Source organism: Sporomusa malonica, from assembly GCF_900176355.1.
In the GTDB taxonomy this organism is placed as follows: domain Bacteria; phylum Bacillota; class Negativicutes; order Sporomusales; family Sporomusaceae; genus Sporomusa; species Sporomusa malonica.
The window spans coordinates 293,117-316,115 of sequence record NZ_FWXI01000001.1 but is presented as its reverse complement, the minus strand read 5'-3'; the positions used below and the strand labels follow the sequence as shown (position 1 = coordinate 316,115).

Annotated in this window: 28 protein-coding genes and 1 pseudogene; 4 read left to right on the top strand and 25 right to left on the bottom strand. The window is 45.3% G+C overall.

What is annotated here, in order from left to right; genetic code table 11:
• Positions 1-15: 15 nt before the first annotated feature.
• The 3 genes from B9A22_RS01420 to B9A22_RS01410 all read right to left on the bottom strand — a co-directional run bounded on the left by B9A22_RS01420 (position 16) and on the right by B9A22_RS01410 (position 1,351).
• Positions 16-531 carry a putative zinc-binding protein gene (locus B9A22_RS01420; RefSeq protein ID WP_084573808.1) on the bottom strand — a complete coding sequence of 172 codons (516 nt, stop codon included), beginning with the start codon at positions 529-531 and terminating at the stop codon, positions 16-18.
• Positions 528-944, bottom strand: a complete 417-nt coding sequence (locus B9A22_RS01415) for a putative zinc-binding protein (protein WP_084573807.1) — start codon at positions 942-944, stop codon at positions 528-530. The genes B9A22_RS01420 and B9A22_RS01415 overlap by 4 nt, the downstream gene beginning before the upstream one ends.
• A 173-nt stretch (positions 945-1,117) precedes the next feature.
• Positions 1,118-1,351, bottom strand: a complete 234-nt coding sequence (locus B9A22_RS01410; protein ID WP_084573806.1) for a thioredoxin family protein — start codon at positions 1,349-1,351, stop codon at positions 1,118-1,120.
• Positions 1,352-1,683: 332 nt separating this feature from the next.
• Here B9A22_RS01410 and B9A22_RS01405 point away from each other — a divergent pair, with 332 nt between their 5' ends.
• The 3 genes from B9A22_RS01405 to B9A22_RS01395 are packed head-to-tail and all read left to right on the top strand — an operon-like array spanning position 1,684 to position 3,251.
• Positions 1,684-2,337, top strand: a complete 654-nt coding sequence (locus B9A22_RS01405) for an RNA polymerase sigma factor (RefSeq protein WP_084573805.1) — start codon at positions 1,684-1,686, stop codon at positions 2,335-2,337.
• A gap of 59 nt (positions 2,338-2,396) precedes the next feature.
• A complete protein-coding gene (locus B9A22_RS01400; RefSeq protein WP_084573804.1) occupies positions 2,397-2,669 on the top strand; it encodes a carboxymuconolactone decarboxylase family protein in 273 nt (90 codons plus the stop codon).
• Positions 2,670-2,720: 51 nt separating this feature from the next.
• Positions 2,721-3,251, top strand: a complete 531-nt coding sequence (locus B9A22_RS01395; RefSeq protein ID WP_084573803.1) for a putative zinc-binding protein — start codon at positions 2,721-2,723, stop codon at positions 3,249-3,251.
• Between the two features lie 515 nt (positions 3,252-3,766).
• Here the strand turns inward: B9A22_RS01395 and B9A22_RS25175 are convergent.
• Together B9A22_RS25175 and B9A22_RS01385 are read right to left on the bottom strand one after the other, a co-directional pair.
• Positions 3,767-3,937, bottom strand: coding sequence for a hypothetical protein (locus B9A22_RS25175; protein ID WP_176215338.1), 171 nt, complete (start codon positions 3,935-3,937; stop codon positions 3,767-3,769).
• A 16-nt stretch (positions 3,938-3,953) separates the two neighbouring features.
• Positions 3,954-5,102: an aminotransferase class V-fold PLP-dependent enzyme gene (locus tag B9A22_RS01385; RefSeq protein ID WP_084573801.1), complete on the bottom strand. Its 1,149-nt coding sequence runs from the start codon at positions 5,100-5,102 to the stop codon at positions 3,954-3,956.
• Positions 5,103-5,309: 207 nt separating this feature from the next.
• Between B9A22_RS01385 and B9A22_RS01380 the strand changes: the two genes are divergently transcribed.
• The gene (locus B9A22_RS01380) at positions 5,310-5,780 is read left to right on the top strand and encodes a MarR family winged helix-turn-helix transcriptional regulator (protein ID WP_245823743.1); all 471 of its coding nucleotides are present in this window, start codon (positions 5,310-5,312) and stop codon (positions 5,778-5,780) included.
• Positions 5,781-5,924: 144 nt separating this feature from the next.
• Here the strand turns inward: B9A22_RS01380 and B9A22_RS26475 are convergent.
• The 20 genes and pseudogenes from B9A22_RS26475 to pduB all read right to left on the bottom strand — a co-directional run.
• Positions 5,925-6,107: pseudogene (locus B9A22_RS26475) on the bottom strand (hypothetical protein); the annotation flags it as partial.
• A gap of 44 nt (positions 6,108-6,151) precedes the next feature.
• Positions 6,152-6,586, bottom strand: coding sequence for an arsenate reductase ArsC (locus B9A22_RS01375; RefSeq protein ID WP_084573799.1), 435 nt, complete (start codon positions 6,584-6,586; stop codon positions 6,152-6,154).
• A gap of 365 nt (positions 6,587-6,951) precedes the next feature.
• On the bottom strand, positions 6,952-7,266 hold the full coding sequence (locus B9A22_RS01370; RefSeq protein WP_084573798.1) for an ArsR/SmtB family transcription factor: 315 nt from the start codon (positions 7,264-7,266) through the stop codon (positions 6,952-6,954).
• Between the two features lie 164 nt (positions 7,267-7,430).
• Positions 7,431-8,159, bottom strand: coding sequence for an MIP/aquaporin family protein (locus B9A22_RS01365; protein WP_084573797.1), 729 nt, complete (start codon positions 8,157-8,159; stop codon positions 7,431-7,433).
• Positions 8,160-8,584: 425 nt separating this feature from the next.
• Positions 8,585-9,643 (bottom strand): ACR3 family arsenite efflux transporter, encoded by a 1,059-nt coding sequence (gene arsB / locus B9A22_RS01360; RefSeq protein WP_084573796.1) that lies wholly within the window; start codon positions 9,641-9,643, stop codon positions 8,585-8,587.
• 343 nt (positions 9,644-9,986) lie between these two features.
• The gene (locus B9A22_RS01355; RefSeq protein ID WP_084573795.1) at positions 9,987-10,535 is read right to left on the bottom strand and encodes a BMC domain-containing protein; all 549 of its coding nucleotides are present in this window, start codon (positions 10,533-10,535) and stop codon (positions 9,987-9,989) included.
• A gap of 20 nt (positions 10,536-10,555) precedes the next feature.
• Complete coding sequence (locus B9A22_RS01350) at positions 10,556-11,887, bottom strand: SLBB domain-containing protein (protein ID WP_084573794.1); 1,332 nt, start codon at positions 11,885-11,887, stop codon at positions 10,556-10,558.
• Between the two features lie 30 nt (positions 11,888-11,917).
• Positions 11,918-13,354: an aldehyde dehydrogenase family protein gene (locus tag B9A22_RS01345; protein ID WP_084573793.1), complete on the bottom strand. Its 1,437-nt coding sequence runs from the start codon at positions 13,352-13,354 to the stop codon at positions 11,918-11,920.
• A gap of 32 nt (positions 13,355-13,386) precedes the next feature.
• Complete coding sequence (locus tag B9A22_RS01340) at positions 13,387-14,361, bottom strand: cob(I)yrinic acid a,c-diamide adenosyltransferase (RefSeq protein WP_084573792.1); 975 nt, start codon at positions 14,359-14,361, stop codon at positions 13,387-13,389.
• A gap of 6 nt (positions 14,362-14,367) precedes the next feature.
• Positions 14,368-14,652 (bottom strand): EutN/CcmL family microcompartment protein, encoded by a 285-nt coding sequence (locus B9A22_RS01335; RefSeq protein WP_084573791.1) that lies wholly within the window; start codon positions 14,650-14,652, stop codon positions 14,368-14,370.
• 19 nt (positions 14,653-14,671) lie between these two features.
• Complete coding sequence (locus tag B9A22_RS01330; RefSeq protein WP_084573790.1) at positions 14,672-15,472, bottom strand: flavoprotein; 801 nt, start codon at positions 15,470-15,472, stop codon at positions 14,672-14,674.
• Position 15,473: 1 nt separating this feature from the next.
• A complete protein-coding gene (gene pduL, locus B9A22_RS01325; protein WP_084573789.1) occupies positions 15,474-16,124 on the bottom strand; it encodes a phosphate propanoyltransferase in 651 nt (216 codons plus the stop codon).
• 33 nt (positions 16,125-16,157) lie between these two features.
• Positions 16,158-16,436: an ethanolamine utilization microcompartment protein EutM gene (gene eutM, locus B9A22_RS01320; protein ID WP_084573788.1), complete on the bottom strand. Its 279-nt coding sequence runs from the start codon at positions 16,434-16,436 to the stop codon at positions 16,158-16,160.
• A gap of 1 nt (position 16,437) precedes the next feature.
• Positions 16,438-17,004, bottom strand: a complete 567-nt coding sequence (locus B9A22_RS26215; RefSeq protein WP_084573787.1) for a BMC domain-containing protein — start codon at positions 17,002-17,004, stop codon at positions 16,438-16,440.
• Positions 16,986-17,471, bottom strand: a complete 486-nt coding sequence (locus B9A22_RS01310; protein WP_084573786.1) for a glycerol dehydratase reactivase beta/small subunit family protein — start codon at positions 17,469-17,471, stop codon at positions 16,986-16,988. Before B9A22_RS01310 ends, B9A22_RS26215 begins: the two co-directional genes overlap by 19 nt.
• A 5-nt stretch (positions 17,472-17,476) precedes the next feature.
• The gene (locus tag B9A22_RS01305) at positions 17,477-19,300 is read right to left on the bottom strand and encodes a diol dehydratase reactivase subunit alpha (RefSeq protein ID WP_084573785.1); all 1,824 of its coding nucleotides are present in this window, start codon (positions 19,298-19,300) and stop codon (positions 17,477-17,479) included.
• Positions 19,301-19,312: 12 nt separating this feature from the next.
• Entirely contained in the window at positions 19,313-19,834 is a 522-nt protein-coding gene (locus B9A22_RS01300; protein WP_084573784.1) for a diol dehydratase small subunit, read from the bottom strand.
• 20 nt (positions 19,835-19,854) lie between these two features.
• Positions 19,855-20,493 (bottom strand): propanediol/glycerol family dehydratase medium subunit, encoded by a 639-nt coding sequence (locus B9A22_RS01295; protein ID WP_084573783.1) that lies wholly within the window; start codon positions 20,491-20,493, stop codon positions 19,855-19,857.
• A gap of 24 nt (positions 20,494-20,517) precedes the next feature.
• Positions 20,518-22,188, bottom strand: a complete 1,671-nt coding sequence (locus B9A22_RS01290) for a propanediol/glycerol family dehydratase large subunit (RefSeq protein ID WP_084573782.1) — start codon at positions 22,186-22,188, stop codon at positions 20,518-20,520.
• Between the two features lie 18 nt (positions 22,189-22,206).
• On the bottom strand, positions 22,207-22,998 hold the full coding sequence (gene pduB / locus B9A22_RS01285; protein ID WP_084573781.1) for a propanediol utilization microcompartment protein PduB: 792 nt from the start codon (positions 22,996-22,998) through the stop codon (positions 22,207-22,209).
• Position 22,999: the final 1 nt, after the last annotated feature.

Sequence of the window (22,999 nt, the reverse complement as noted above, 5' to 3'; positions counted from 1 at the left end):
AGTTGCATCTTCAGCTTATATACAATTACAGCCATTGCTACAATCACAATTTTTGCTGTCAGCACTACCGCAGCCACAGTTACAAGTATGTTTACTTTTTTCCCCGGTCATACGCGCCAACATTGCCAGCAATCCATCAACCTTAGCTGTTACATCGCTGATAACTGCATTAACCTTTTCTGCATATGTGCTAGCGACAACCGCCTCTGTTGCAGCCGGCAAAGCAGCGATCTCACTCCCGAGAACATCGGGCACTGATGCGGAAACAATAACTTTGCCACTATATTTTTCCACCACACCACAGGCGCAAGCCTGACTGCATCCCTCCACCGTTATTGTTGGATAAATCCTGGCAAATTCCTGTTCTTTCATGTTCCCAGTTAAAAAGAGCGGCAGACACTGACCCACAGTCTGTCCAGGCCGTAGTTCGCTAATGACTTTCCCTGCCGCCATCCTGGCTATTACCCCGCCCAGACAGTCAACACCACTACAAGCAACTATACCAACGCGGAAAGCGCCGCTCTCCATCATACATTTCCTCCTTTTGGTCCCAATTCTTTGACAGCAGCCGCCACATCCTGAGCGACTATTCCAGCCAATGACAACCCTCGTTGGTTTAATCCCGCAATTGAGCCTACATCTTCTGATTCTAATGTTACAAGTGTATCAGCTATTACAATCTGCCGCCTGATATCCCCGCCGTAGATCTCTACGTTTTTTGATGCGCACTTTCTCGCGCAGCCATCTACTGTTATACACGCTACTCCATCAAGCTTAGCAATAGCCTCAATATTACCCACAACAATTCTTGCTAGACACATGACTTCGGCCTGATTTTCGGCTAGCTCAGCCCCAGCCTGCACTATTGCTTCATGAGCAATTAATCCATTAACTTTATCCTGCCCGCCACAGGCAATTAGCTTTATCCTATCCCAGTCTGCCATAGTTTCCCTCCCCCTTATATATCTCTGTTTAATACCATATTATTTGCGTTTAAAAATTCTGTCAATTAAAATCAAAGAAAAGACCAGTAATCTATTTGAATTTACTGGTCTTTTCACTATGCTTTCTATGAAGCAATACACTTTTGCTGCAAAAAAGCACTACTGTTTATGGTTTAGCCTTTAATAAATGCTTTAATCTCATCCTTACTTGGAATTTTCCCTTTAACTTTAACAACGCCATCAATAACAAGCGCCGGAGTTGTCATGACCCCATAGGCCATAATGTCTTTCATGTTATCAACTTTAACAATTTCGGCGGTAATACCCAGTTCCGCAACCGCTTCCATAGCCAGCCCGGTAAGAGTATGGCATTTTGCGCAACCCATGCCTAATACTTCAATCTTCATTCCGCAATCCCCCCTAGTAGTTCAGACACCTCTTGGGCTGCTCCACAGGTACATCTACTCATAGAGTAACCCCTTCGTACTATCCATCAATATATTATTAATTTATAATATATTAACATTATATTCCAGGCGGGTCAATACCCTGTAATCTAATTCTTACTGTAGTAAAAAACTTAATAATTTTTACGATGCTCTCAGGTCTTAGACCCTCAATTCTCGAACGATAATCTTTGCCATTTCTTCTTCAACACCGAAAGGACTTTTGACTTCATTAGTTGAATTTTTTGGGAACTACCTCCAGTAAATATATTTAAAAGAAGGAAGGTGTCTAAGTGAACAGGGACAAAGACGCAGAGATAACTAACTGCTCAACACCAGTCAACTTCGAGGACATCTATTTATCATTTTGGCCTAAAATACATCGCTATGTCACCCAGCTAGTCGGCCACCAGGAAGCAGAGGATTTAACTCAGGAAATCTTCATTAAAATTGGTCAGTCAGTTGATACCTTCCGAAACGAATCTCAGCTTTCTACCTGGATTTACCGCATTGCCACCAATGCTGCTATTGACAAAATGCGTAGTGCCCCCTATAGCCGAGAAGTTAGGAAAACAATACAACAACCCAGGCCTCAAGAAGAGGCTATTGAGATTGATATAGACATTAATAAACTAGCCGAAGTTCCAAAAAGTTCTTTGCCAGAATCGCAACTTATTTATAAAGAAATGAATTCATGCATACGCTCGTTCATCGACAATTTACCCGAAATGTATCGTACTGTAGTTATTCTAAGTGAACTCGAGGGACTTAAAAACAAAGAAATTGCTGAAGTTTTAGGTCTTAGTCTGGATGTGGTAAAAATCCGCCTTCACCGGGCAAAGGCCAAGCTCAAGGAAGATTACTCAAAAAACTGTAACTTCTACCGGGATGAGCGAAATGTACTTGCATGCGAACCAAAGGGGCCATTAAAAAATAAAAGTACTTGATTTGTTGTATCCTTTTCGGCGTGACTTCCGTCTATAGTAATAAAAGGAGGTGACGCAGAATGGTTTTTGATGAAAAACTTACTGAACTTATCGCTATTGGGGCGTCAATTGGTGCAAACTGCCAACCTTGTCTTGACTATCATGTCAACAAGGCAAAAGATCATGGCGCCAGTGAACAAGAAATAAGTGCCGCAATCAACATTGGCAAAACAGTGAGAAAAGGTGCCGCTTTTAAAATGGATGAACATGCCGCTGCCCTACAAGGTAAGCCGTCAGCAAACCCTGGTTCGACAGGCAATGTATGTGATTGCAGCGGTGGTTCTTGTTGCTAATTCGCAGTATATTAATTCATTATTACAAGTTTATCTGAGGAGGAATAGCAGTTGTCAAATGGGTGTGGAGAATTAACCGGAGGAAGAAGAATCTGTGCCGAAGGTGCACGCTATGTAGAAAAGGTGTTGCGCGGTTCGCCCAAAACAGCCATAATGGCTTGTGAAGGCGGTTGTATCAAGGGTGAAATAGCTCGTGTTGCCGCTAATATTTTGGCTTACCAATCGGAAAGAGATGCTTCAGTCAGGATCTGCCTGGGAGATGCGGTTACTGGCGACTCCGGTTTTGTAGATTTAGTGAAAAAAGCCCCTGAAACCATCGTTATTGAAGGGTGCTTCCTGCACTGCGGTACACAAATCATGAAAACACGTATTCCCGACTTTAACCCAACGATTGTAGAAGCTATTCGGCTCTATAGTTTCGATCGCGATAAATACTTTGAAATTTTCGACATGCCCAGGGCCGAAATAGATCAATACGCACAAAAGGTTGCCGATCATGTTCAACAAACGAAATTTCAAGGAAATGATATCAACGTGAGCACTTTAGCCCCTAGTTGCTGTAGTTGCTCTCCGTGTAAGTAAATTTTCGTTAGTGATATGTAAGACCTGTAAAATCAAACAATTATTCACGATGCGCATGTCAAGGAACTTGAAATAAAAAACAAACAGGGGGATTGCTTTCAGCAACCCCCTATTGATTTGCCCACTTATGCTCTTATCATCACAGTTACTCATAGGCACGAATGACTCTATCAAAAATTATCATGTAATTCTTTTGCCAATTGCATTGGATGTCCGCACCATCCAGCGAAAACGTAGACATACATTCATACTAGACGTCGAATTCTAAACCGGGCCTCGCATTCGCCTAGACGAAAGTTCGCATTCCTTGATCATCAGATTTTGTAACACAGACATAGGCTCCCCATCTTCGAACTGAGGTTTAATAAAATAATAACAATCAGACCTGTTTGCTGCAGTTTCGTCAGATATCTCAAATTTGTACTTAATACACCATAACTTACCATCAGGTGTTTTATCTGCAATACCACAAGTTACACATTTGATTGACATATTCGCAAGCCCCCTATCGCTTTTTACCCTTTCTGGGCCGACAACGTGTTCGCCAGGCAAGACATATCTTTTTTAACCTTAGGTATAATGTGTTTTAGAACGAATTCCAGGGCTTCGTCAGGGTCTTCATCGTAATAGATGCTTTTTAGCAATAATTGCTCAGACTCATCAAACGATACAAACACTTTGCCCATATCGCATCATCCCCTTTCATAATTTCGAAATGATCTGTGCTAGAGCAGACATGATAATATCAATATCTTCCTTCTCATTAAAGTATCCGAAACTCATCCTAACAGTCCCAACCAATTCCGTGCCAATTAATCGATGAGCAGTCGGCGCACAATGCAATCCAGCCCTGACCATAATTTCGTATACCTCATCTAATATATAAGCTACCTCAACCGCCGGAGTGTCTAGTAAATTGAAAGAAATTACTCCTACCATCTTGTCTGGATCACCTGGCCCATATATTATTACTTGGTCTAGATCTTGCAATTGTTTAAGTGCATAGTGAGTCAAGAACCGCTCTTTCTTTCTGATTTCTTCAACAGTCTCATCCAGAATAAAACTTACCGCTGCCCCCAATCCGATAATTCCACCTACATTAAGAGTACCTGCCTCTAAACCATCGGGGAGATAGTCAGGTTGATATGGTGAAATTGAGTCTCTCCCTGTACCTCCTGCTTTTTGTGGACGAATCATTCCCTCATAATTTACCACAAGTCCCCCGGTACCCATAGGGCCCAGTAAACTCTTGTGGCCGGTAAAAGCCAATATATCAATATAATCTTCCTCTATATCAATTGGGTAGGCACCAGCAGTCTGAGCACTATCTACTAAGAACAGAATGTCATGCTGCCTAGCAATTCTCCCAATTTGTCGGATAGGCTGGATAGTTCCCAGTACATTGGAAGCGTGAGTAAATACAAAAAGCTGGGTGTTTGGCTGTACCAGTGCTTCAATCATCCCAACGTCAGTCATGCCACTGCTATCACAAGGAACAGTAGAAATTCGGATATCGTAGTCCCGTTCCAACATCTTTAAGCACCGCCAGACCGCATTGTGCTCAATACTACTGGTAATGACATGTCCTCCGGGCTTAACAATACCGCGTATCGCTAAATTAATGGCCTCAGTCACATTGGATGCAAAAATAACATGCTCTGGATCAGTATGGTTAAATAACCGACAAAGCAGCTTTCTAACTTGATAGACCCTATCGTCGGCGTCTCTCGCCCTAGCGTATGCCCCCCGACCTGCATTAGCACCAATATGCTTCATAAAATGATACACAGAGTCGGCTACTGCGTCAGGCTTTGGGTAGGATGTAGCTGCATTATCAAGGTAGATAGGCATAGTCAACCACCTTTTGTTCATTTCGATGAATCCATCGCCAGGAACACTTCATACCATTCGCTTATCCGTGTGTGATTTAACAAAGATTTGTATAAAAAGCATCAACTCTATTTACATCTTCTGGAATTATATGTATAATCAAATCATATCATCGATAGTTAACATAGTCAACAGTTTTTGTTGTTAATTAATCATACTAATAGAAAGATGGTAGATGCAATGACAAAGGAGCCTACTAATATTTCGATTGTGAGAAATACTATAAAAATTTTTATGAGAAGTTTAGGTGTACTGGAAGGCAAAAAAACATTTTGCTACGATTGTACATATGCCCAATGCCATGTTATTTGGGAAACCGCGCAAGAGAAAAAGATCTCGGTAAATGAGCTAGCAGGCCGATTAAACATTAGTAAAAGTGCAGTAAGTAGAACCGTGGAAGACTTAGTAAATAAGGGCTATCTTCAGAGAAAACCTAACTCTGATGACCGCAGATATGTGGATATCGAACTTACAGAAAGAGGAAAACTTACTTTTAAAGAGATCGAGCTAAACTCGGATCGCTATTTTGAAGCTATATTGGAGAATATACCCAAGGAAAAGCGTGATACAACACTGGAAGGAATTCAAATCTTTAGTACTGCTTTATACCAAGTTTTTAAAAAGGCTGGTGCTGAGTGAGATCGTATCTTACTTTCCGTACATCCTCAACTAAACGATAAAGAAAACACGGCTTGCGCCGAGCCTTAGCGACAGCGGAAGCCGATGTTGCCCTTATCCAGACGGAAAGTTATACTTTCTTACAGGATAAGAAAGAGATCCCCGCTAAGCGTGGGGATCTCTCAGGTTGTATCGATGAGCTGATCTCGAAAAACACTTATTCGGATGGTTGATGGGCGAGCTTTGATGTTGTTTACCGTAATTCTTGTATCCATCCGAGAGATTAAACACCTGCTTAAAGCCATGGTTTAGCAAGATATTTTGGGCGGCATTCCCGGTGACGCCTTTGTTACAGTACGTCTACCCATGCTGTGCAGCCTTCTTCCTGTCAACTAAATACTGTTCCGGTAGTCTATAGTCCAGTCTTTAACTTTCGCCTCTATTGCATCGCGCACTTGTCTAAACTGTTGCAGTTTTTCTTCTTCTGACCCTTCCACAGCGGCAGGGTCATCAAACGGCCACGCCAACAGCGTTCGCACACCTGGAAAGATGACCGGACATCGGTCTTCCGCCTTTTTGCACACGGCAATCACATAGCCAAAAGACATTTTTCCCAAATACTCCTTAACCCCTTTCGACCGCTGGCCGCTAATGTCAACGCCAATCTCCTGCATAACTCTGATGGCATAGGGATTTACTATAGTTGGTTCTAAACCAGCGCTGTAGACCTCTATAATATCTTCGCCATACTTTTTGAAAAATGCTTCTGCCATTTGACTACGGGCACTGTTCTGTGTACAAATGATCACCACTTTTAGTTTCTTCATCGCCATCCCCCTCTATTACCTTTATTTGAGCTTGCCTAATCATCCATAGTTCAGGCTTGTTTGTGCAAAACTATTTATCATATTCAACAGTGTAAATATGTTTTCATCATAGGTCACAGCTTCCATATAGTCAATGTACGTTATGTTAAAAGTTTGTAAACTTTTTGAGAACCTTACCCTGTCGATAGAAATACCAACATAAAAGAGGAGAACACTCTTTGAAATCAGAGCAGCCCCTGCTTTATTACCATATGTGATGAGCAACTAACATCGCATATGGTAATAAAGCAGGAGGATTTTCTTTTTCTTGAGAGAATGCCAATAAAAAAACCCCATCTATTTCAGATGGGAGTGGTTCAACTATGCTACAACATCCGGTTCGGCGAGCAGGGTATGCACCTTACCAACTCAGTCTCATGTTTCATTGTATCGTCTATAAAACTTTTAATAATCTTCAAATTCTCATAATTGATTCGATAAAATATCCACTTTCCCTCTCGTCTATCCTCCAACAAACCGGTTTGCTTCAAAATTTTCAGATGATGCGAGATTGCGGGTTGAGATTTGTCACAAGCGTCAATAATGTCGCATACACATAGTTCTTTTCCATAAAGCATCTTGATTATTTCCAGCCGAGTCTCGTCACCCAAAGCCTTATAAATCGAAGCAACCTTTTTCATCACTAACACTCCATAAAAAAATTTTAGATTACCATACCAGCAACAAATAAACAACATTAAATATGTGTAATACAATAACCCTTATCGCCTCACCTGTCAATAGCGCAGTAACAAAAAAGAAGACTACCTTTCGGTAATCTCCCTTCCTTGCCGAGATTGATTGGTTATAGTATACCTATTCCTTTAGCGAGGGCAAAAGCTATACCGCCGCCAATGAAAGGTCCAACAACCGGAACCCAAGCGTAAGCCCAATCAGACGAGCCTTTGCCGGGAATTGGGCAAAAGGCATGCGCAAGTCTTGGTCCCAAGTCACGAGCCGGATTCATGGCGTAACCGGTAGTACCGCCTATGCTAGAACCCAAGCCCCATACTAAAACTGCAACCATGAAAGGACCAAAGCCTGGCGCCATGCCGCCGACTGGTTTGGAAAACATAGCAAAAATTATAAAAATCAAAGCAACGGTCGCCATAATTTCGCACAGTAGATTTTGACCATAATTGCGAATTGCCGGACCTGTACAAAAAATGGCTAACTTGATACCCTGATCTTCAGTTAACTCCCAGTGACCCCGGAAGAACAGATAAGTCATACAACCGCCAACAAAACCACCCGCAACTTGAGAAATCATTATCATGAGAGCTTCAGGCGTTGTATATACACCATTAAGCAGTTTAGCAAAGGTTACCGCTGGGTTAATATCGGCTTGTGGTGCGCCACAGGCAATGGCAACATACACGCCCATACCAACACCCACCATCCAGCCGGTGATGATATTAAACCAACCAGCACCTTCGGCTTTTGACAGTTTGAGCAGGGAATTCGCAACAACACCATTACCAAAAAAAATCAGGGTAGCCACACCAAGAAATTCGCCTAAATACGGAGTTGTCATAGTAAACCTCCTTTTTTCATCTGTTGTTAGTTTATCTACTGGCCTGCAATTCTTTCGCTAAAACCTCCTCCCCACAAGGTTTATACTACATCTTAATTATAAATCCGAAGGCATAGTGAATAGTTGCTATGTTTATGTATAATTTAGTAAATATAAATATTCTGACATTGCCATTTCCACCTAGATCAACTTGCGATTGAATAACTTTCAGTTAACTATTTCCTAAACCATGGACAAATACTTCCTGTTCTGCTTTTCCTTGTATTAGATTGCTTTAGATTGTCACTATTTTGCATTTTATAAGTTTATAACTCCCTTAATCTATTGAAGCTTTTTATATTCTTGCAGATTATCCACACGTTAATCATAATAATGATATACTCAAAATAAAAAAGCAGGCCTTCGCCTGCTTTTGTTGCTACTTACTATACAGCTTTTTGTTTCTCTTCCTTCGGAAACCAGTCACGTGTTCTATTACAGAAGCTACATACAGATAGCATTACAGGTACTTCTACAAGTACACCAACCACGGTGGCCAATGTTGCTCCTGACTGCAATCCAAAAAGCGATATTGTTACCGCAACAGCCAGTTCAAAGAAGTTGCTTGCGCCAATTAGCGCACCGGGAGCCGCGATAGAATGGGGGACATTTAAGAATTTGGCAAGACCATACGCTAGGGATGAGTTGAAGTAAACCTGAATAGTAATTGGCACAGCAATTAAGATGATGTTGAACCAATTGCTTAAAATAGTCTCTCCCTGGAATGCAAATATGATCACCAGAGTTGCTAGCAGTGCGAGAATTGTAACCGGTTTTAGAGGGGCTAAGAGTTTGGTATTAAACCACTCTTCGCCTTTCGACTTAAGCAGAATTCGCCTAGTTAGATAACCTGCCACTAGAGGAATAACAATGTAGAGCAGCACCGACATAAATAAAACATCTTTCGGCACAACAATGTCAGACACCCCTAGCAAAAACATAACGATTGGCGCGAATAAGACCAACATTATTAAGTCATTAATAGCAACCTGCACTAAAGTGTATGCTGGATCTCCATCTGTTAGATAACTCCATACAAAAACCATTGCTGTACAAGGTGCAGCTGCCAAAATAATTGACCCAGCAATATATTCATTTGCCAGATCTTCTCCAATATACCCGATAAAAATATGTTTAAAGAATAGCCAAGCTAAGAATGCCATACTAAACGGCTTTACTATCCAGTTAATAAATAATGTAATTAAAAGTCCCCGGGGCTTTTCACCTACCTTTAAGATAGCTGAGAAATCAATTTTAATCATCATCGGATAAATCATCAACCAGATTAGTATAGCAATGGGAAGGTTTACATGGCTTACTTCCATTTTACTTAACGCATTTACCGCATCAGGAAACAGCTTACCCAGAGTAATGCCAACTACAATACATAGTCCAACCCAAACTGTTAAATAACGCTCAAAAAAGTCTAATCGTTTTTCACTCATTAGTCCTACACCTCCAAAAACAATATATAGTATAGAGTCGATTCTTAGGCACGCATACGCAATACTACATTAAGTAGACATCTTCCCCCTCCTTTCTCAACATACCGTCATACTCATCTAGGTCATACAAAAGTATATGATTGCTATATTAAATTACGCCTTCATATTAATATATTTACGTTTATGGATATATTAATATGATAATATATCGCCGATATCAAGTCAATACAATAAACCACCCCCCTTTGTAAAAATTACCCATATAGTGAAACAGCTTACACAGCGCATAAAAAAATAAAGCGTTCACTATTTGAAACGCTTTATTAAATAATTCCTAATTCTATTAAAATAACGCCTGATGAAGACTCTGGTGTGGTGCAGGAATAACAAGCTGATCAACCAGGAACCCGCTGTCCTGTATGGCATGACTGCCTGCACGGACTGCCGCAGTTACGGCTCCGACCTCACCACTCATTGATACCACAGCTTTTCCACCCATCCCGCGCGCTAAGCGAACCTCTAAGAGCTGTACGGCGGCTGCCTTGGCTGCTGTGTCTGCAGCAATAATGGCTGATGCCACCGAGTAACTCTCAATAACGCCTAACGACTTTATTTGCTTAACCTCGGTACAACCTGATAGAGCTTGGAATACATCAGGATGAATATTAGGAAGAACAAATTCATCCACAATATTCTCTGTGCCAACACCCTTACCGCTCCGTACGGCGCTTTGTACAGCGCCAACATCACCGCCGACCATAACAACATATTTGCCCGGGCACAGGGGTTGAGACATAATCAACTCAACATTAGCCGCTTTTAGCATGGTGTCGGCGACCAAAATACCTTTTGTGATATTTTTAATCTCTAATAATCCTATGGCACGTTTCATTTTATTCTCCCCCTGCTGCATTACATTGTCCGAATTCCAATCGAACGGTCCACAGCATATACTTGTCCTGAAATACTTGCGTGAAGGTTGGTTCCTACCGCAGCTCCTTCAGGAATTACGGCTATTAGATCACCAACGTTAACGATAGCGCCAATGTCAACAATAGGCTTTGCCGGAGCACCGATATGTTGTGATAGCAATATTCTGACATCTTTAACTGTGACTGGTTCAGTTTGCAGCGGAGCTTTAACATCATAATTCCCCAGTCCCAGCCGGTAGAGCAGCCTTTTTGTCGGAATTAGGCGATACTCCCGGTTTGAACGAGAATTTTGTGGCTTGGCATTATGAGGATTTTTCATGTGCGCTTGGCTAAATTGACGCTTTAGTTCAGCATTAACGCGCCGCGGCGATAATCCCATACTGCAGCCAAAGGAGTCACAGGCACCACATTCAGAGCATAAAAACGCCTTAGTGACAACATCTGTTTCGTGATACTGTCCTCTGCCAATGGCCTGCATGATTCGATGCGGCTCCAGGCTATGTCCCAAGAGATTGCGCGGGCAGACATCAGTACAAGCCCGGCAGTTACAGCAAACAGCCTTTGCCCTGTTGGCTATGGCTGCCCAGGGCGTACTTTTTTCGGCTACGAGCGAGTGATTCTGCGGCAGCACGATAATGCCGCCCGTTGTTTTGGTAACTGGCTGATCATCAGTAGTAAGCTTCCCCATCATGGGTCCGCCATCAATAACCGCATACTGGGGCACAGCTGCGCCGCCTGCCAACTGAATTAACTCTCTAATGGCCATGCCTATAGGTACTTTGAATGTCGCAGGTTTGTTAACCGCCCCTGTTACAGTGACATATTTGTCAGTAACAGGCTTGCCTGAGAGTGCTTCGGCTACATTGATCAGTGTCTCGACATTGGCGACGACAACACCAACATGCAGTGGAATACCGCCTTCAGGGACAACCCGGCCTGTTACCTCATGGAGCAGTACCTGTTCATCTCCTGCCGGATAGATGTCTGGGAGGAAAAACAGCTCGATTTCTTGCGCATTCATTTGTTTTAATGATGCCTGCAGCCTGGTTACGGCCTCTTCATACTTCCGTTTTAAGCCAATAACCCCGCGGCGGGCGCCGGTAGCTACCATAACTGCCCTCAGACCAATGATAAGTTTTTCGCTTTCACTGGCCATGATAAGCTGGTGAGCTCTTAGGAGGGGTTCACATTCAGCGCCATTGACAATAACAGTGTCAACATTGGCGTTAATTTTTACATGCGTGGGGAAGCCGGCACCGCCGGCTCCCACTACTCCTGCCGCTTTTACTGCGGCAATAATCTCTTCCCGCATACTGTCACCTACTCCCTTTGCGGTATCATGTTACACAATGGATAGAGCATCAACAAGAACACAGCGACGCTGGCGGGTAAAGCTGCGCGCAGAGGTAAGTCCTTCGCCTGTCGGTCCTGCGATAGTAAAAGTAGTAAATCCTTCGCCGCCAACACCGATACCAGCATATGAAGGAGCATTTTTTACAAATATCGTGGTCTCAATGGCTTTAGCCAACCTTGTTAAATTATCGACGTTTTTGGAGTGCATGATGGCCGTATGCCTGTTGCCATGCTCGACCTTGACCGCCAATTCAATGGCCTCATCAATGTCTTTTACCTGAACAATGGGTAATACCGGCATCATGAGTTCTTCGATAACAAACGGATGGTCGGCGTTGGTTTCACAAATGACGGCGCGGATGCTGTCAGGTACATTGATGCCGATTTGGCTTAAAATGTATTTAGCATCTTTACCGACATAGTTTTTATTAACTCCATATATCTTCTTGGGCTTCTCCGTGCAACCGGCAGCAACCAATTCTTCTTTCTCAGTCAAAATGACTTTAGCCAACCGGTCAATATCCTGACCTGATATTAAGTAAGCGCCATAACGCTGCATATAGGCCATCAGTTTATCAGCAATGCTGCCAACGGCGATAACCTCTTTTTCGGCAATGCAAGGCAGGTTGTTGTCAAAAGAACAGCCTGCAATAATATCCTTCGCTGCCTTTTCAATGTCAGCTGTTTCATCGACAACAGCCGGCGGATTGCCGGCACCGGCACCGATGGCCTTTTTACCGGCAGACATGACAGCCTTGACTACCGCAGGACCGCCTGTGGCTACAAGCATATTAATGTCCGGGTGCTGCATCATAGCATTTGTTGCTTCCAGTGAAGGTTCAGCAACTGCTGTTAACAGGTTAGCCGGACCACCTGCTTTTACAATGGCCTCATTTAACAATTTAATAGTAAGCAATGATGTGTTTTTGGCTGTAGGATGCGGGCTAAAAACAACAGCATTGCCTGCGGCAACCATGCCGATTCCGTTACAGATAACGGTTTCGGACGGATTAGTTGTTGGCGTGATTGAGCCGATTACCCCATAGGGTCCCATTTCAATCAGCGTCAAGCCGCAGTCCCCGCTCCAGGCCTCGCTCTTCAGGTCCTCGGTTCCAGGCGTCTTGGTAGCGACCAGCTTATTTTTCAGAACCTTGTCAGCTACGCGTCCCATACCGGATTCTTTTACCGCCATTTCAGCAAACTTCTCGGCGTTGTCACACGAAGTCTGGCGCATAGCCTTGATGAGTTCTTCGCGCTTTTCTATTGACAATTTCTTCAGCTGTTTTTGCGCAGCTCGTGCTGCAGCCACAGCCTCATCAATTGTTGTAAAAATACCGCCATCACCAGCAGCACCCTGTTTTTGCTCCTGTACTCTGGCCATTATTTCTGCTGTAATTTTTGCAATTAAGCTTTGATCAATAGTCACTTATCTTCCTCCTTCCGTGCCAGCCGCCTTTTTTAATAGGCAGCCAGACCGGCTTTAGCTACAGCCATGTCGTCATCAACTGATCCGCCGCTTACACCAATTCCACCAACTAACACACCATTTTCCCAGATGGGGAAACCGCCGCCAAATACAATCATCCGGCAGCCATCGGTAGTATTTAGACCATATAACATTTGACCAGGCTGGGATACCGCCGCTGCTTGGTCTGTACCCATTTTGAGCGCAACTGCAGTATAGGCTTTATTAAGTGCGATCGAAACGCTGGCTAATAAGGCATTGTCCATTCGCTCTTGGGCAACAAGATTGCCACCATTATCGACTACAGCGATAACCATGGGTACGCCGATTTCAATTGCCTTCTTTTCGGCAGCCTCAATCATCTTTTTGGCTTTTTCCAACATCACGTCTTTCCCCCCATCTTTTTGCTCTAGACTTTGAAGAACCTGCTTTACAGCTTTGGTCACTTTTGCGACCAGCTCTTCCTGTTCGACGCACCTTGCTAAAACAAACAGCAAGTCGGACAACCTGTTTAAGTAAAGTGCAACAGGTGTGGGTACCGTTTCTGTGCGTCTAAGTCTGACAATGCACCGTTCAGCCCGTCGCACAATGGTACGTGCTAGATCAAGCGCAGCACTGGCTGACGTTCCCCCGGGTGTAACAAAGTACGGTTGCGGAATACGCTGCTGTTCTAATGTATCGATTATGCTTTCTAAGCGCTCGACATGAGTAGGGGTAATACGATAGTTATTGCTGCCGGTTACACTGTCAGTCGCCAAATCAGCGTTTAGCAATATTAGTTCCTGCTGAATCGGATGAATGATATCAATAACCCACTCTTTATCTGTGAGAGATTTCCCCAGGCCCATGGCCGCATTGGCTTCATCCACAGTACCGTAAGCGTGTACCCTGATACTATCTTTAAATACCCGCTCTTTGCTCAGCAGGCTGGTTTTTCCTTCGTCACCTGTTTTGGTGTACACTTTCATGGTACATTACTCCTCGAGTAAGCTTTTATTGATTTCGATGCTGTCAATAATGCCGATAATGGCTGCATCCACTGCTGCTTGCGGGTTGCCTGTTACATGCCGGGCAGAACTTCCATCAACGACAAGTACAGTTTCACCAGTACCGGCGCCAATTGTATCTACCGCAACAATCGGGGTACCGGCCGGACGATTGCCGAATCGTATCGGCTGCACGATAAGCAGTTTACTACCGGTCAGGCTGTCGTCTTTAGGTGTAGCTACAAGTGTGCCGATTATCTTTCCTACCCACATCTCTATTCACCCTCCTGCTTTAGCTGTAAATAATCTCTATATTACATTCTTTGGCGATATCGCGTGCTAAAGGAGTGATAATCGTCCCCTGTGGAACACTAAGAGCAGCCGCCCCACTCTGTGCAGCACGTCTAACAGTATCGGCATCAATTACTTTTCTTTTTGAGACTTTTTCCGGGCTCTGCACCGCTTGCGGCTTAATCACTGGGATTAATACTTTTTTTGCCTTTTCAGCCAGGCTTGCCACAGGCGCAAGCTGAATTCCATAGGTTTCAAGCTTATTCAGATTTCCCCGCAGTGCTGCCTTAAGCGCCGGCGAGGCTTTTTCCATACTTTTTTGTATCCGCCAGCCATCCTCCGGATCGGCCGCATTTTGCGCGGCGATTACCGGTTTACCAAGCATTAAAGCCTGAAAAATCAAGGTAGATACCATTGTATCTGACAAGGTATATGCAAGTTTTGCCGCTGTATTTTGGGTTAACACAGGGACGAGCACAATATCGGCGGCCCGTAAATATTTCCCTGGATAAGGGGACTGGGTAGTAACAACCTGCACGTGACTACCCAGTTTTTCCTTTATCCAGTTTATCCCTATGATTTTTTCAGCGGCTTCTGAAAGAACAACGGTAAGCTCAGTGTTTATGGCCTGCAGAGCTCTTAGTTCTTCCAGGCTTGTTTCAAGTCCAATGGTTCCACCTGTGAAAATAGCCAGCGCTTTATAGTGCGGGCCGTCAGGCTGCATGGATACCGAGCCAGCCCTTAGGTTAAGCTGGCGCAATACCTCAGCGGTAACTAACTCCACAAGTTTTTCATTGTCCACGCTATTTCTCCCCCACCTGACACAGAGTAACCATGTCGCCGTTCTTAAGCTCTGCGGCATTGGCCTCATCTGTATCAATGTGAAATTCCAGACGGAAGTCCGGATGTACCCGAACCAGTACATTGCCGAAGCTTCCACCTCGGGCGCCATTCACCTGAACAGTGACGCGATCACCATCGGCAACCTTAAGCTGCCGCGCATCGGCCTCCTGCATGTGAATGTGCCTGGCAGCACAGATAACACCTTCTGTAAGCGTAACTGCGCCCTTGGGTCCGACCAGGACAATACCAGGCGATCCTTGAATTTTGCCTGAGTCTCTAAGCGGCGGTATTACACCCAAACTAAATCCATCAGTTCGGGATATCTCCAGCTGGGTAAACTTGCGAACCGGGCCTAATACCCGGACACCTCGCATAACACCCTTAGGACCAACCAAGGTAACTGTCTCCTTGGCAGCAAATTCACCTACCTGTTTCAGGTCTTTTTCCTTGGTAAGGGTATGACCGCTGCCAAACAAGGTTTCAATATGCTCGGCAGAGAGGTGGATGTGACGATTTGATACACCTACCGGAATACCTTTTTCTGCCTGCTCTACATTAGGTATTGCAGCCAGTACCTGGCTGACAATCTGTTCAAGTAATTTTGGGTCCATCCTCTCACCTCCAGTGCTTAGCACTTATACTGATTACTCTGCCTTAGGAAGAATTTTCTCAATATCCGTATGAGGGCGGGGAATAACGTGAACAGATACCAGTTCACCAACACGCTGGGCAGCAGCAGCACCGCTGTCAGTAGCTGCTTTTACAGCACCTACATCACCGCGCACCATCACGGTAACCAAACCTGAACCAATTTTTTCATAACCAACTAAAACTACGTTTGCGGCTTTTACCATGGCGTCAGCAGCCTCAATAGCGCCAACTAAACCTTTGGTTTCCACCATTCCTAATGCCTCTCCGCGCATACTATTCATCCTCCTTATTCTTGTCGTAATGGATGCAAGTCACCCTGGGGTCGCCCTTTTTGCGTGAGCACGCAGGATCGCCGCACAGGTTGCAAATCTCAGCCGGATTCACTGTAAGGACCGGTTCCTCTTTTATTTCTGCTTCAGCAGCAGGCTCGATATCCGGGCTCTCCTCTGCCTGCACAGTTGATTCCGGCTCGACCAGAGTTACAGTCTCAGCCGGAGCTGACTGTTCACACTGTGGCGAGGCTTCTACTGGTGCAGGGTCAGCCTGCTTTCTGCCTACAGTTTCCTTAGTAATTACAATTGCGCCCAGTTCATGGTGCGGACGGGGTATCACGTGTGTGGAAAAAACTTTATTGACCTTACTGGCTGCAGCAGCACCCGCATCAACGGCCGCTTTGACAGCTCCTACATCTCCACATAGTTTGATAACAACCATTCCGCCACCTTTGGTAAGTTCGTAGCCAAGTAATTCAACATTAGCTGCTTTAATCGCGGCATCGGCTGCTTCCATACCGGCAGCCAAGCCCACTACTTCAATCAGACCTAAGGCGTTTTTGACCATGTATTCACCTCCCCATGGCCTTGAGCAAATTCCTGCAGTACTTTAAGGACAATTTCGCGAACACTCGCATATAATTGAGAGGTATCCAATTGGTTACCTGCTGCTTCTATCTGTTTGCTTTTAAAAGGAAGCCCTTTGACCAGACGTGCAGCATTATAACCAAAACGCCGCCATTCTGCCAAATTGTCCTCACCATCTAAAACAAACAGCGGCTGGCGCTCAGGCAGTTTCTGGTAATGAATACACATTCCCTCAGTACTGATGCCTACTCCTACCCCGAGCGGCGAAGCATAAGCCCCCCTGTAGGCAAGAGCGATGGCATCCACTTCTTCACCGGTTAGGAGAGAACAAGGCACCCCTTCTTCCTCCATACCGGCCTGAACTTCACGCAGCTTAGCTGCGCACCCTTCATGAGGAAATATGCAAATAATAATGCTAGGTTTTTGGGATGTTTTATCTGACTGCATATTATTTACGCCTCACTATCGAGATAAGACAGTACCAAACCGGTAGCAACGGCATTTCTCGGTCCCTCACTACCACGGATATTGCCTCGTCCGCAAACAATCCCATATTCAGCCAGTGCATCTGTCACCATATCAGCTACTTCAAAATCCATGGCTGAACCGCCTACTAATACGACAAATTCAATGTGTCTGATATTGCCGGTAGGTGCAACCCGTGCCAGGGAACGAAGTGAATTGGTGACAAAAACGCGTTTCTTAGCTTCCCGCCGCACATGCCTAATCTTATCAAGGGCGTGATCAAATGGAATGGGAACCATACCATCCTCTTTAAGAATAACTACCCGGGCAAATACGTGCGGGGGTAGGTGACTATCATAGAACTTTACTGTACCGTCTTCCAGCCTGACATGGTACAAGCTTTCAACCTTGGCCAGGGGATATTTCTTAATGTCCTCAGCCAAGTCAAAATCATGTAAGCCTAGCTCGGAGTTAATCAGCATTGTGGTCATATCACCAGCGCCGCCCAAATGAATGGAATGCACCCGTCCGTCTCTGGTAATGATAGCCGCGTCAGTTGAGCCGCCGCCCATATCCAGGATGGCTAACGGCTTATCGGTGCCTGGTGTTGTTAAGGCGCCACGGATGGCCATATTAGCTTCCACACCGGCAATAACGACACGTACACCCAGCTCATTATTCAGCTTGTTGGCAATCTGCTGCATCGGGAGCCTGCTGGTTTTGACCATAGCCGCCAGAGCGACTGCGCTTTCCAGCGCAAATTCACCAGCCAAACCGCCTTGCACCTTTTGCGGCACAAAGGTATCAACAGCTAATACATCTTGGATTTTCATCTCCGTAACCGGCTGACTGGTCAGTTCAGCCATGACCTGGCGAACCCGTTCCAGCATACCGTTGACATTGGTACCAGCTTCTCCCTGTACATCTATGACCGGTTGTACACGTTCCACAGCTTCCATGATGGCGGCTGCACCTGCTTCAACATCGACATCGGCTTTGCCCTTCTGTCCCACAACAGTGATGAAGCCTGCCGGAATGGAACGGGCTTTGACATCACCTTCCGGTGTCCGGACAACAACTGCCGAGCGATTGCCAATTAAGGCCCTGGCTATCGGAACAACCATTTTTGTTTCCTCAGGGGTTAGGTTAAACACAGTAGCAATGCCATACGGATTTGACAGCGTTTTAATGGTTTGGCCGGCTTCGGCCACTTCAACTGCAGCCAGCATGCCAACCGGGACTTTTTCAATCAAGGTTACTTCGTCAACAACAGGGATTTTAACCTTAAGTCTGTTGACAATAAGCACAGCGTCGTCTTGCCGGGCAACTGCGCCCTGAATGTGAACACCCCGAGACATTGCCGAGTTTATCCCCGCAGCCGCATCTTCATAATCAATTCCCTTAGGGATCAGGCAGATGACCTTTTCGCCTGAGGCTACCCCCGGAAGCTGGTTAAAGGTCACGGTCATCCCGACACCCAAACCAATGCCTCCAGGAGTAGAAGGATTATGCCCGATCATGGTTGACTCGGTAATAATGGTTTCAGTAATTGTTTCCATCGCCAAGTCACCAATAACCGGAGTAGCTTCATTGAGCCTGATCTCATCCAAATGAGTCAAATTCAAACCGGAGTTTCTCAGTGCCTCCTGCAGGGCGATAACAATGCCAGGTACATTAGCCAGCGTGCCTTTGATCCCTGTTGTCTTGATAATACTGCTTGTTAGGTATTCTTTTATTTGACCTTGCTCAATCCGGGCCAAACAAACTTCAGTTGTGGAGTTTCCAATATCCACGCCTGCAATTATAGGCATGTGGCTCCCACCTTAGTCCGCTCTGAGACGATTCCGGCGTTCGTAAACTTCTGCGGCTTCTCGCACAAAAGCGGCGTTAATTTTTGCGCTATATTTTACTTCCATTTCTTCAGCGATAGCAAATAGTTCTTGTTTAGTAGAACGGTAGGGGCGCAGTGCATTGTAAATTTCGAGCACGCGAGCGTCAGGAATAGCAACAATTTCAGCAGCCCGGCGCAGGTTATTGGCAAATTGGTATCTGCCAACACCATCTGCAATTTCGGCTTGCAGTCTGAGGGTCTCAGGGGTAATACGAACGTCTTCAGATTTAACCTCACCGCTCATAACCTTATCAAGAGTAATCTCGTCAAGGGTTTTGCCGGTAGGAGTTTTGAGCAGTTCAGGACGATTTTGGGAAAGCGGATAATCACGCTCCGGGCAAAGAGTGGCTGAAGGAACAGGCGCAGCAGCTTTGACTCCGGCAGCTTGAGGAGCACCAACCATCGACTTTAATACTTCACGAACAATATCTTCTAACATTTTATTTTCAGACATTTCTTTTCACCTCCGCCTAGTTAAAACTGTACTTCGAGTTCAATCGGCTTAGCGCCGGGAACGACGTGTTCGGTTTCTTTAATATGAAGCACTGCCGCTTTTGCCTGATATTTAGGCCGTGCCATTTGGTCGTTTTTGGTGGGTACCGGAGTCGGAGACTCACCCTTGGCGTATTTGGCCGCATTTTTACCAATTTGCCGGTAAGCTTCTAAGTCCAAAAGCGGGGATTGAGAGAACAATTCAAGATTACTGAGCGGCGCTAAATCCTTTTGATGAATTACCGTAGTGCCTCTGGACTGGATACCAATGGCAATACCCGAGCCACTAAGCTTAGTGCAGTCATGAGCAGCAAAATCTACGTCAGATGTCCGAAGGACACGGACAACTCTTGCTTTTACGCCTTCCTCTTCAATACCGGCGATCATTTCGCGCAGTACATCACTATGGGGTACATCCACGATCGTTTTATTTTGATATTTGCCAAAGGCCGGAGCCAGGGCAATGATAACTTCATCAGATCTGGTACCAGGGCGGGCTTCACCCTTTTCCACCAGAGTCATGGAGCGTCCAGCTACTGCTTTTGGAGCAGCTGCTGGCTGTACCATGCCGGCGAGAACTTGCCCAACTATTTCGCGAATCAATTGTTCGTTAATTTGCATTTTCTCTCCACCTCTCCCCTACAATCACACGTCAAAATCAGACGGTTTAATCGCCTGACGTATGTCTTTGATCTCATCCCAACGCTCTTTACTGAGGCGATAGCCTGTGCCAGGGCCGCTATAGTCATTTTTGCAGTTTACGGCGCTGATAACCTTGAGCTGTTTGTCAAGAATGGCTGAAGTATGGAGATAGTCGCCGGAAATACGCTGTTTGAGAGTGCCAAGTACGCTTTCAGCAACATCGACAAAGCCGTTTTTCGCAAGAGCTTTTACGATATCCACACCGGTAATACCGCGCTTCATCATGTCTTCGGCGCCTTTTAAATCTTCAATGACATTCCGCTTAATGATATCTTTGGTGCCGTGAGCATAAGTGGCAGCTTCCACTTCCTCGTCAGTAATCGCCGGGAAGCCAAACTCTTTAAACACTGCCTGGATGGCTTTAGCTGCTTTATTACGAACAGCGATAACAGCTTCTTCTGATACCGGCTTGAGACCGCCGTCTACCATGAGGTCACGCTGGATGATGTTCCAGTCATCATAGTCGTCAACATCCCAGTTAGAGCCGGCAAACATGTTATCATAGTTCGGAGTTGCGCTATAGCCTGAGCAAATAAAGTCAGTGCCTGGCAGCATTTGCATCAGGGTACGGGCAGTACGGCGAATATCCGAATGGGTAAAGGTTTGGTCATTACTGGAAGCAACTTCCAGATCAAGCATGGCAGCTGTGAGGTTCTCGCCAAGAATGGCGCGAATACCAGACGGAACAGCAGCAGGTACACCAACGCAGCTGACAGAACCGTTCTGGAGACCTTGTACGCCAGCGCCGCGGGTTAACATGATGCAGCGGACTTCAAGGTACAGCATGGATTTGCCTTCAGCATAACCCATTTGAACTTCAGAGCCTGTGCCGGAGGTGAAACGCATTTTCAGACCACGGGAAGCATATGCTGAGGCTAAGAATGCCTTAGACCAAGGAGTGTCGTCACCGTCTACGAATACATTTTCAGTACCATAAACCGAGATGGTTTCGGCATAAGCAGTAATGCCTCTCATACCTAAGAGCAATTCTGTTGCTTCTTCCAGAGCGCACTGGATCAGTACGCCGCCGCGTCCAACCTGGCCGCCGACTTGCAGAGCCAGAGCATTAAACGGTGCATAGCGAACAACAGCTACGGTTGTTTCCATTTCATCGAAACCGCGCATAGCAGCCTCGGCTGCATCAGCAGCAATCAAAACTGGGTTATCCTGAGGATTAGTAACATGGCACTGGTTGGAAGGAATCTTTCTGGCCCGCATTTTTTGCAGAGCCATCATCATTTCCACAACATTCATAGTGTTGAGTACAGCAACAATCTTAGCTGCAGTCAAACCACGGATTATTTTTACAAGTTCGTCACGCGATACATTAATATCAACAAGCATTTTGGCTATTTCAGTATCTGACATAGCCATTGCTTTATCAGCGATCGAGGTATCAATCGCATAATCAGCGATAAACTGATCGATAAAGTCAAACTGCGAACGAGGAATTCCATCCATCTCAATGATTTTGCCATTTTCTATCTTTATACTGGGTTTAGGATCGTTGGGGCTGCCCATAGCCATCAAGCCAACTTCAGGCCACTCGACTACGAAACCATCCTGGTTTACAGGGCGGGCTTCCAACATTTCAAAACGTTTTGATCTTTTCATCTCAATTCCCCCCTGTTCTTAGATGTATGGCGTTGTTACGGACGGAGCCGGACCAGCCATAGCTTCTAGTAATTTTTTGCCTACTTCTCTGGCCGAAATGACTGATTGACGTACTGCGCCTGAATCACCGGTTACCATGAGAATAACCTCATTGGAATAACTGGTGCCGCCTGCAGGGCTAGCATAACCAACCACTTCAACACTGGCAGTTTTTACAGCTGTATCGGCCATCAGAACACCAATTGCAGCCGGTGCGCCAACGATTAATCCGAATGCTTTGCCAATAGGAGCGCCGAAAGCTTTGTTTATGGCATAGCTGGCACGGGCAGTGTACTGCATTTCAAGATGGCCAGCATCATTAGCGTATACATCACCGAATGTACGATCAAGCTCTTTGAGGGCAACTTCGATCGCGCGGCGAGCATCTGATACTTCTTCGGCTCCGAATATAATTAGGCAACCATGACCTGCGCCGCCTTTGGTATCGCGGGCGAGCTCAATTGTTACGATCTCGGTATTGGTGGCTTTAACAGCTTCGTCAGCAGCCATGATGTGCGGACCAGCACCAGTACGGGCACCGAGAATACCGATTGAGCGATATTTAGGATCAAGTTTCATTTTTTCATGCAGAATGGGATCTACGTTGGCGATAACCAAACCTATGGTATCACCGATGGCTGTTCCAACAAATTCGGTAATACCAGGGTTAACAGCTGCTTTTACTGCCTCTTGAGCAGGAGCGGCTGGCGCACCTGTTTCCATGCGCTTTTTAATTTCATCCATTACTTTCTCGATCAACTGATCTTGCATG

Coding starts and splice junctions, on each gene's coding strand:
- B9A22_RS01420 (WP_084573808.1), bottom strand. CDS start 531: ATGATGGAGAGCGGCGCTTTCCGCGTTGGTATAGTTGCTTGTAGTGGT.
- B9A22_RS01415 (WP_084573807.1), bottom strand. CDS start 944: ATGGCAGACTGGGATAGGATAAAGCTAATTGCCTGTGGCGGGCAGGAT.
- B9A22_RS01410 (WP_084573806.1), bottom strand. CDS start 1,351: ATGAAGATTGAAGTATTAGGCATGGGTTGCGCAAAATGCCATACTCTT.
- B9A22_RS01400 (WP_084573804.1), top strand. CDS start 2,397: ATGGTTTTTGATGAAAAACTTACTGAACTTATCGCTATTGGGGCGTCA.
- B9A22_RS25175 (WP_176215338.1), bottom strand. CDS start 3,937: ATGGGCAAAGTGTTTGTATCGTTTGATGAGTCTGAGCAATTATTGCTA.
- B9A22_RS01385 (WP_084573801.1), bottom strand. CDS start 5,102: ATGCCTATCTACCTTGATAATGCAGCTACATCCTACCCAAAGCCTGAC.
- B9A22_RS01380 (WP_245823743.1), top strand. CDS start 5,310: ATGGTAGATGCAATGACAAAGGAGCCTACTAATATTTCGATTGTGAGA.
- B9A22_RS01375 (WP_084573799.1), bottom strand. CDS start 6,586: ATGAAGAAACTAAAAGTGGTGATCATTTGTACACAGAACAGTGCCCGT.
- B9A22_RS01370 (WP_084573798.1), bottom strand. CDS start 7,266: ATGAAAAAGGTTGCTTCGATTTATAAGGCTTTGGGTGACGAGACTCGG.
- B9A22_RS01365 (WP_084573797.1), bottom strand. CDS start 8,159: ATGACAACTCCGTATTTAGGCGAATTTCTTGGTGTGGCTACCCTGATT.
- arsB (WP_084573796.1), bottom strand. CDS start 9,643: ATGAGTGAAAAACGATTAGACTTTTTTGAGCGTTATTTAACAGTTTGG.
- B9A22_RS01355 (WP_084573795.1), bottom strand. CDS start 10,535: ATGAAACGTGCCATAGGATTATTAGAGATTAAAAATATCACAAAAGGT.
- B9A22_RS01350 (WP_084573794.1), bottom strand. CDS start 11,887: ATGCGGGAAGAGATTATTGCCGCAGTAAAAGCGGCAGGAGTAGTGGGA.
- B9A22_RS01340 (WP_084573792.1), bottom strand. CDS start 14,361: ATGAAAGTGTACACCAAAACAGGTGACGAAGGAAAAACCAGCCTGCTG.
- B9A22_RS01335 (WP_084573791.1), bottom strand. CDS start 14,652: ATGTGGGTAGGAAAGATAATCGGCACACTTGTAGCTACACCTAAAGAC.
- pduL (WP_084573789.1), bottom strand. CDS start 16,124: ATGGACCCAAAATTACTTGAACAGATTGTCAGCCAGGTACTGGCTGCA.
- eutM (WP_084573788.1), bottom strand. CDS start 16,436: ATGCGCGGAGAGGCATTAGGAATGGTGGAAACCAAAGGTTTAGTTGGC.
- B9A22_RS26215 (WP_084573787.1), bottom strand. CDS start 17,004: ATGGTCAAAAACGCCTTAGGTCTGATTGAAGTAGTGGGCTTGGCTGCC.
- B9A22_RS01310 (WP_084573786.1), bottom strand. CDS start 17,471: ATGCAGTCAGATAAAACATCCCAAAAACCTAGCATTATTATTTGCATA.
- B9A22_RS01305 (WP_084573785.1), bottom strand. CDS start 19,300: ATGCCTATAATTGCAGGCGTGGATATTGGAAACTCCACAACTGAAGTT.
- B9A22_RS01300 (WP_084573784.1), bottom strand. CDS start 19,834: ATGTCTGAAAATAAAATGTTAGAAGATATTGTTCGTGAAGTATTAAAG.
- B9A22_RS01295 (WP_084573783.1), bottom strand. CDS start 20,493: ATGCAAATTAACGAACAATTGATTCGCGAAATAGTTGGGCAAGTTCTC.
- B9A22_RS01290 (WP_084573782.1), bottom strand. CDS start 22,188: ATGAAAAGATCAAAACGTTTTGAAATGTTGGAAGCCCGCCCTGTAAAC.
- pduB (WP_084573781.1), bottom strand. CDS start 22,998: ATGCAAGATCAGTTGATCGAGAAAGTAATGGATGAAATTAAAAAGCGC.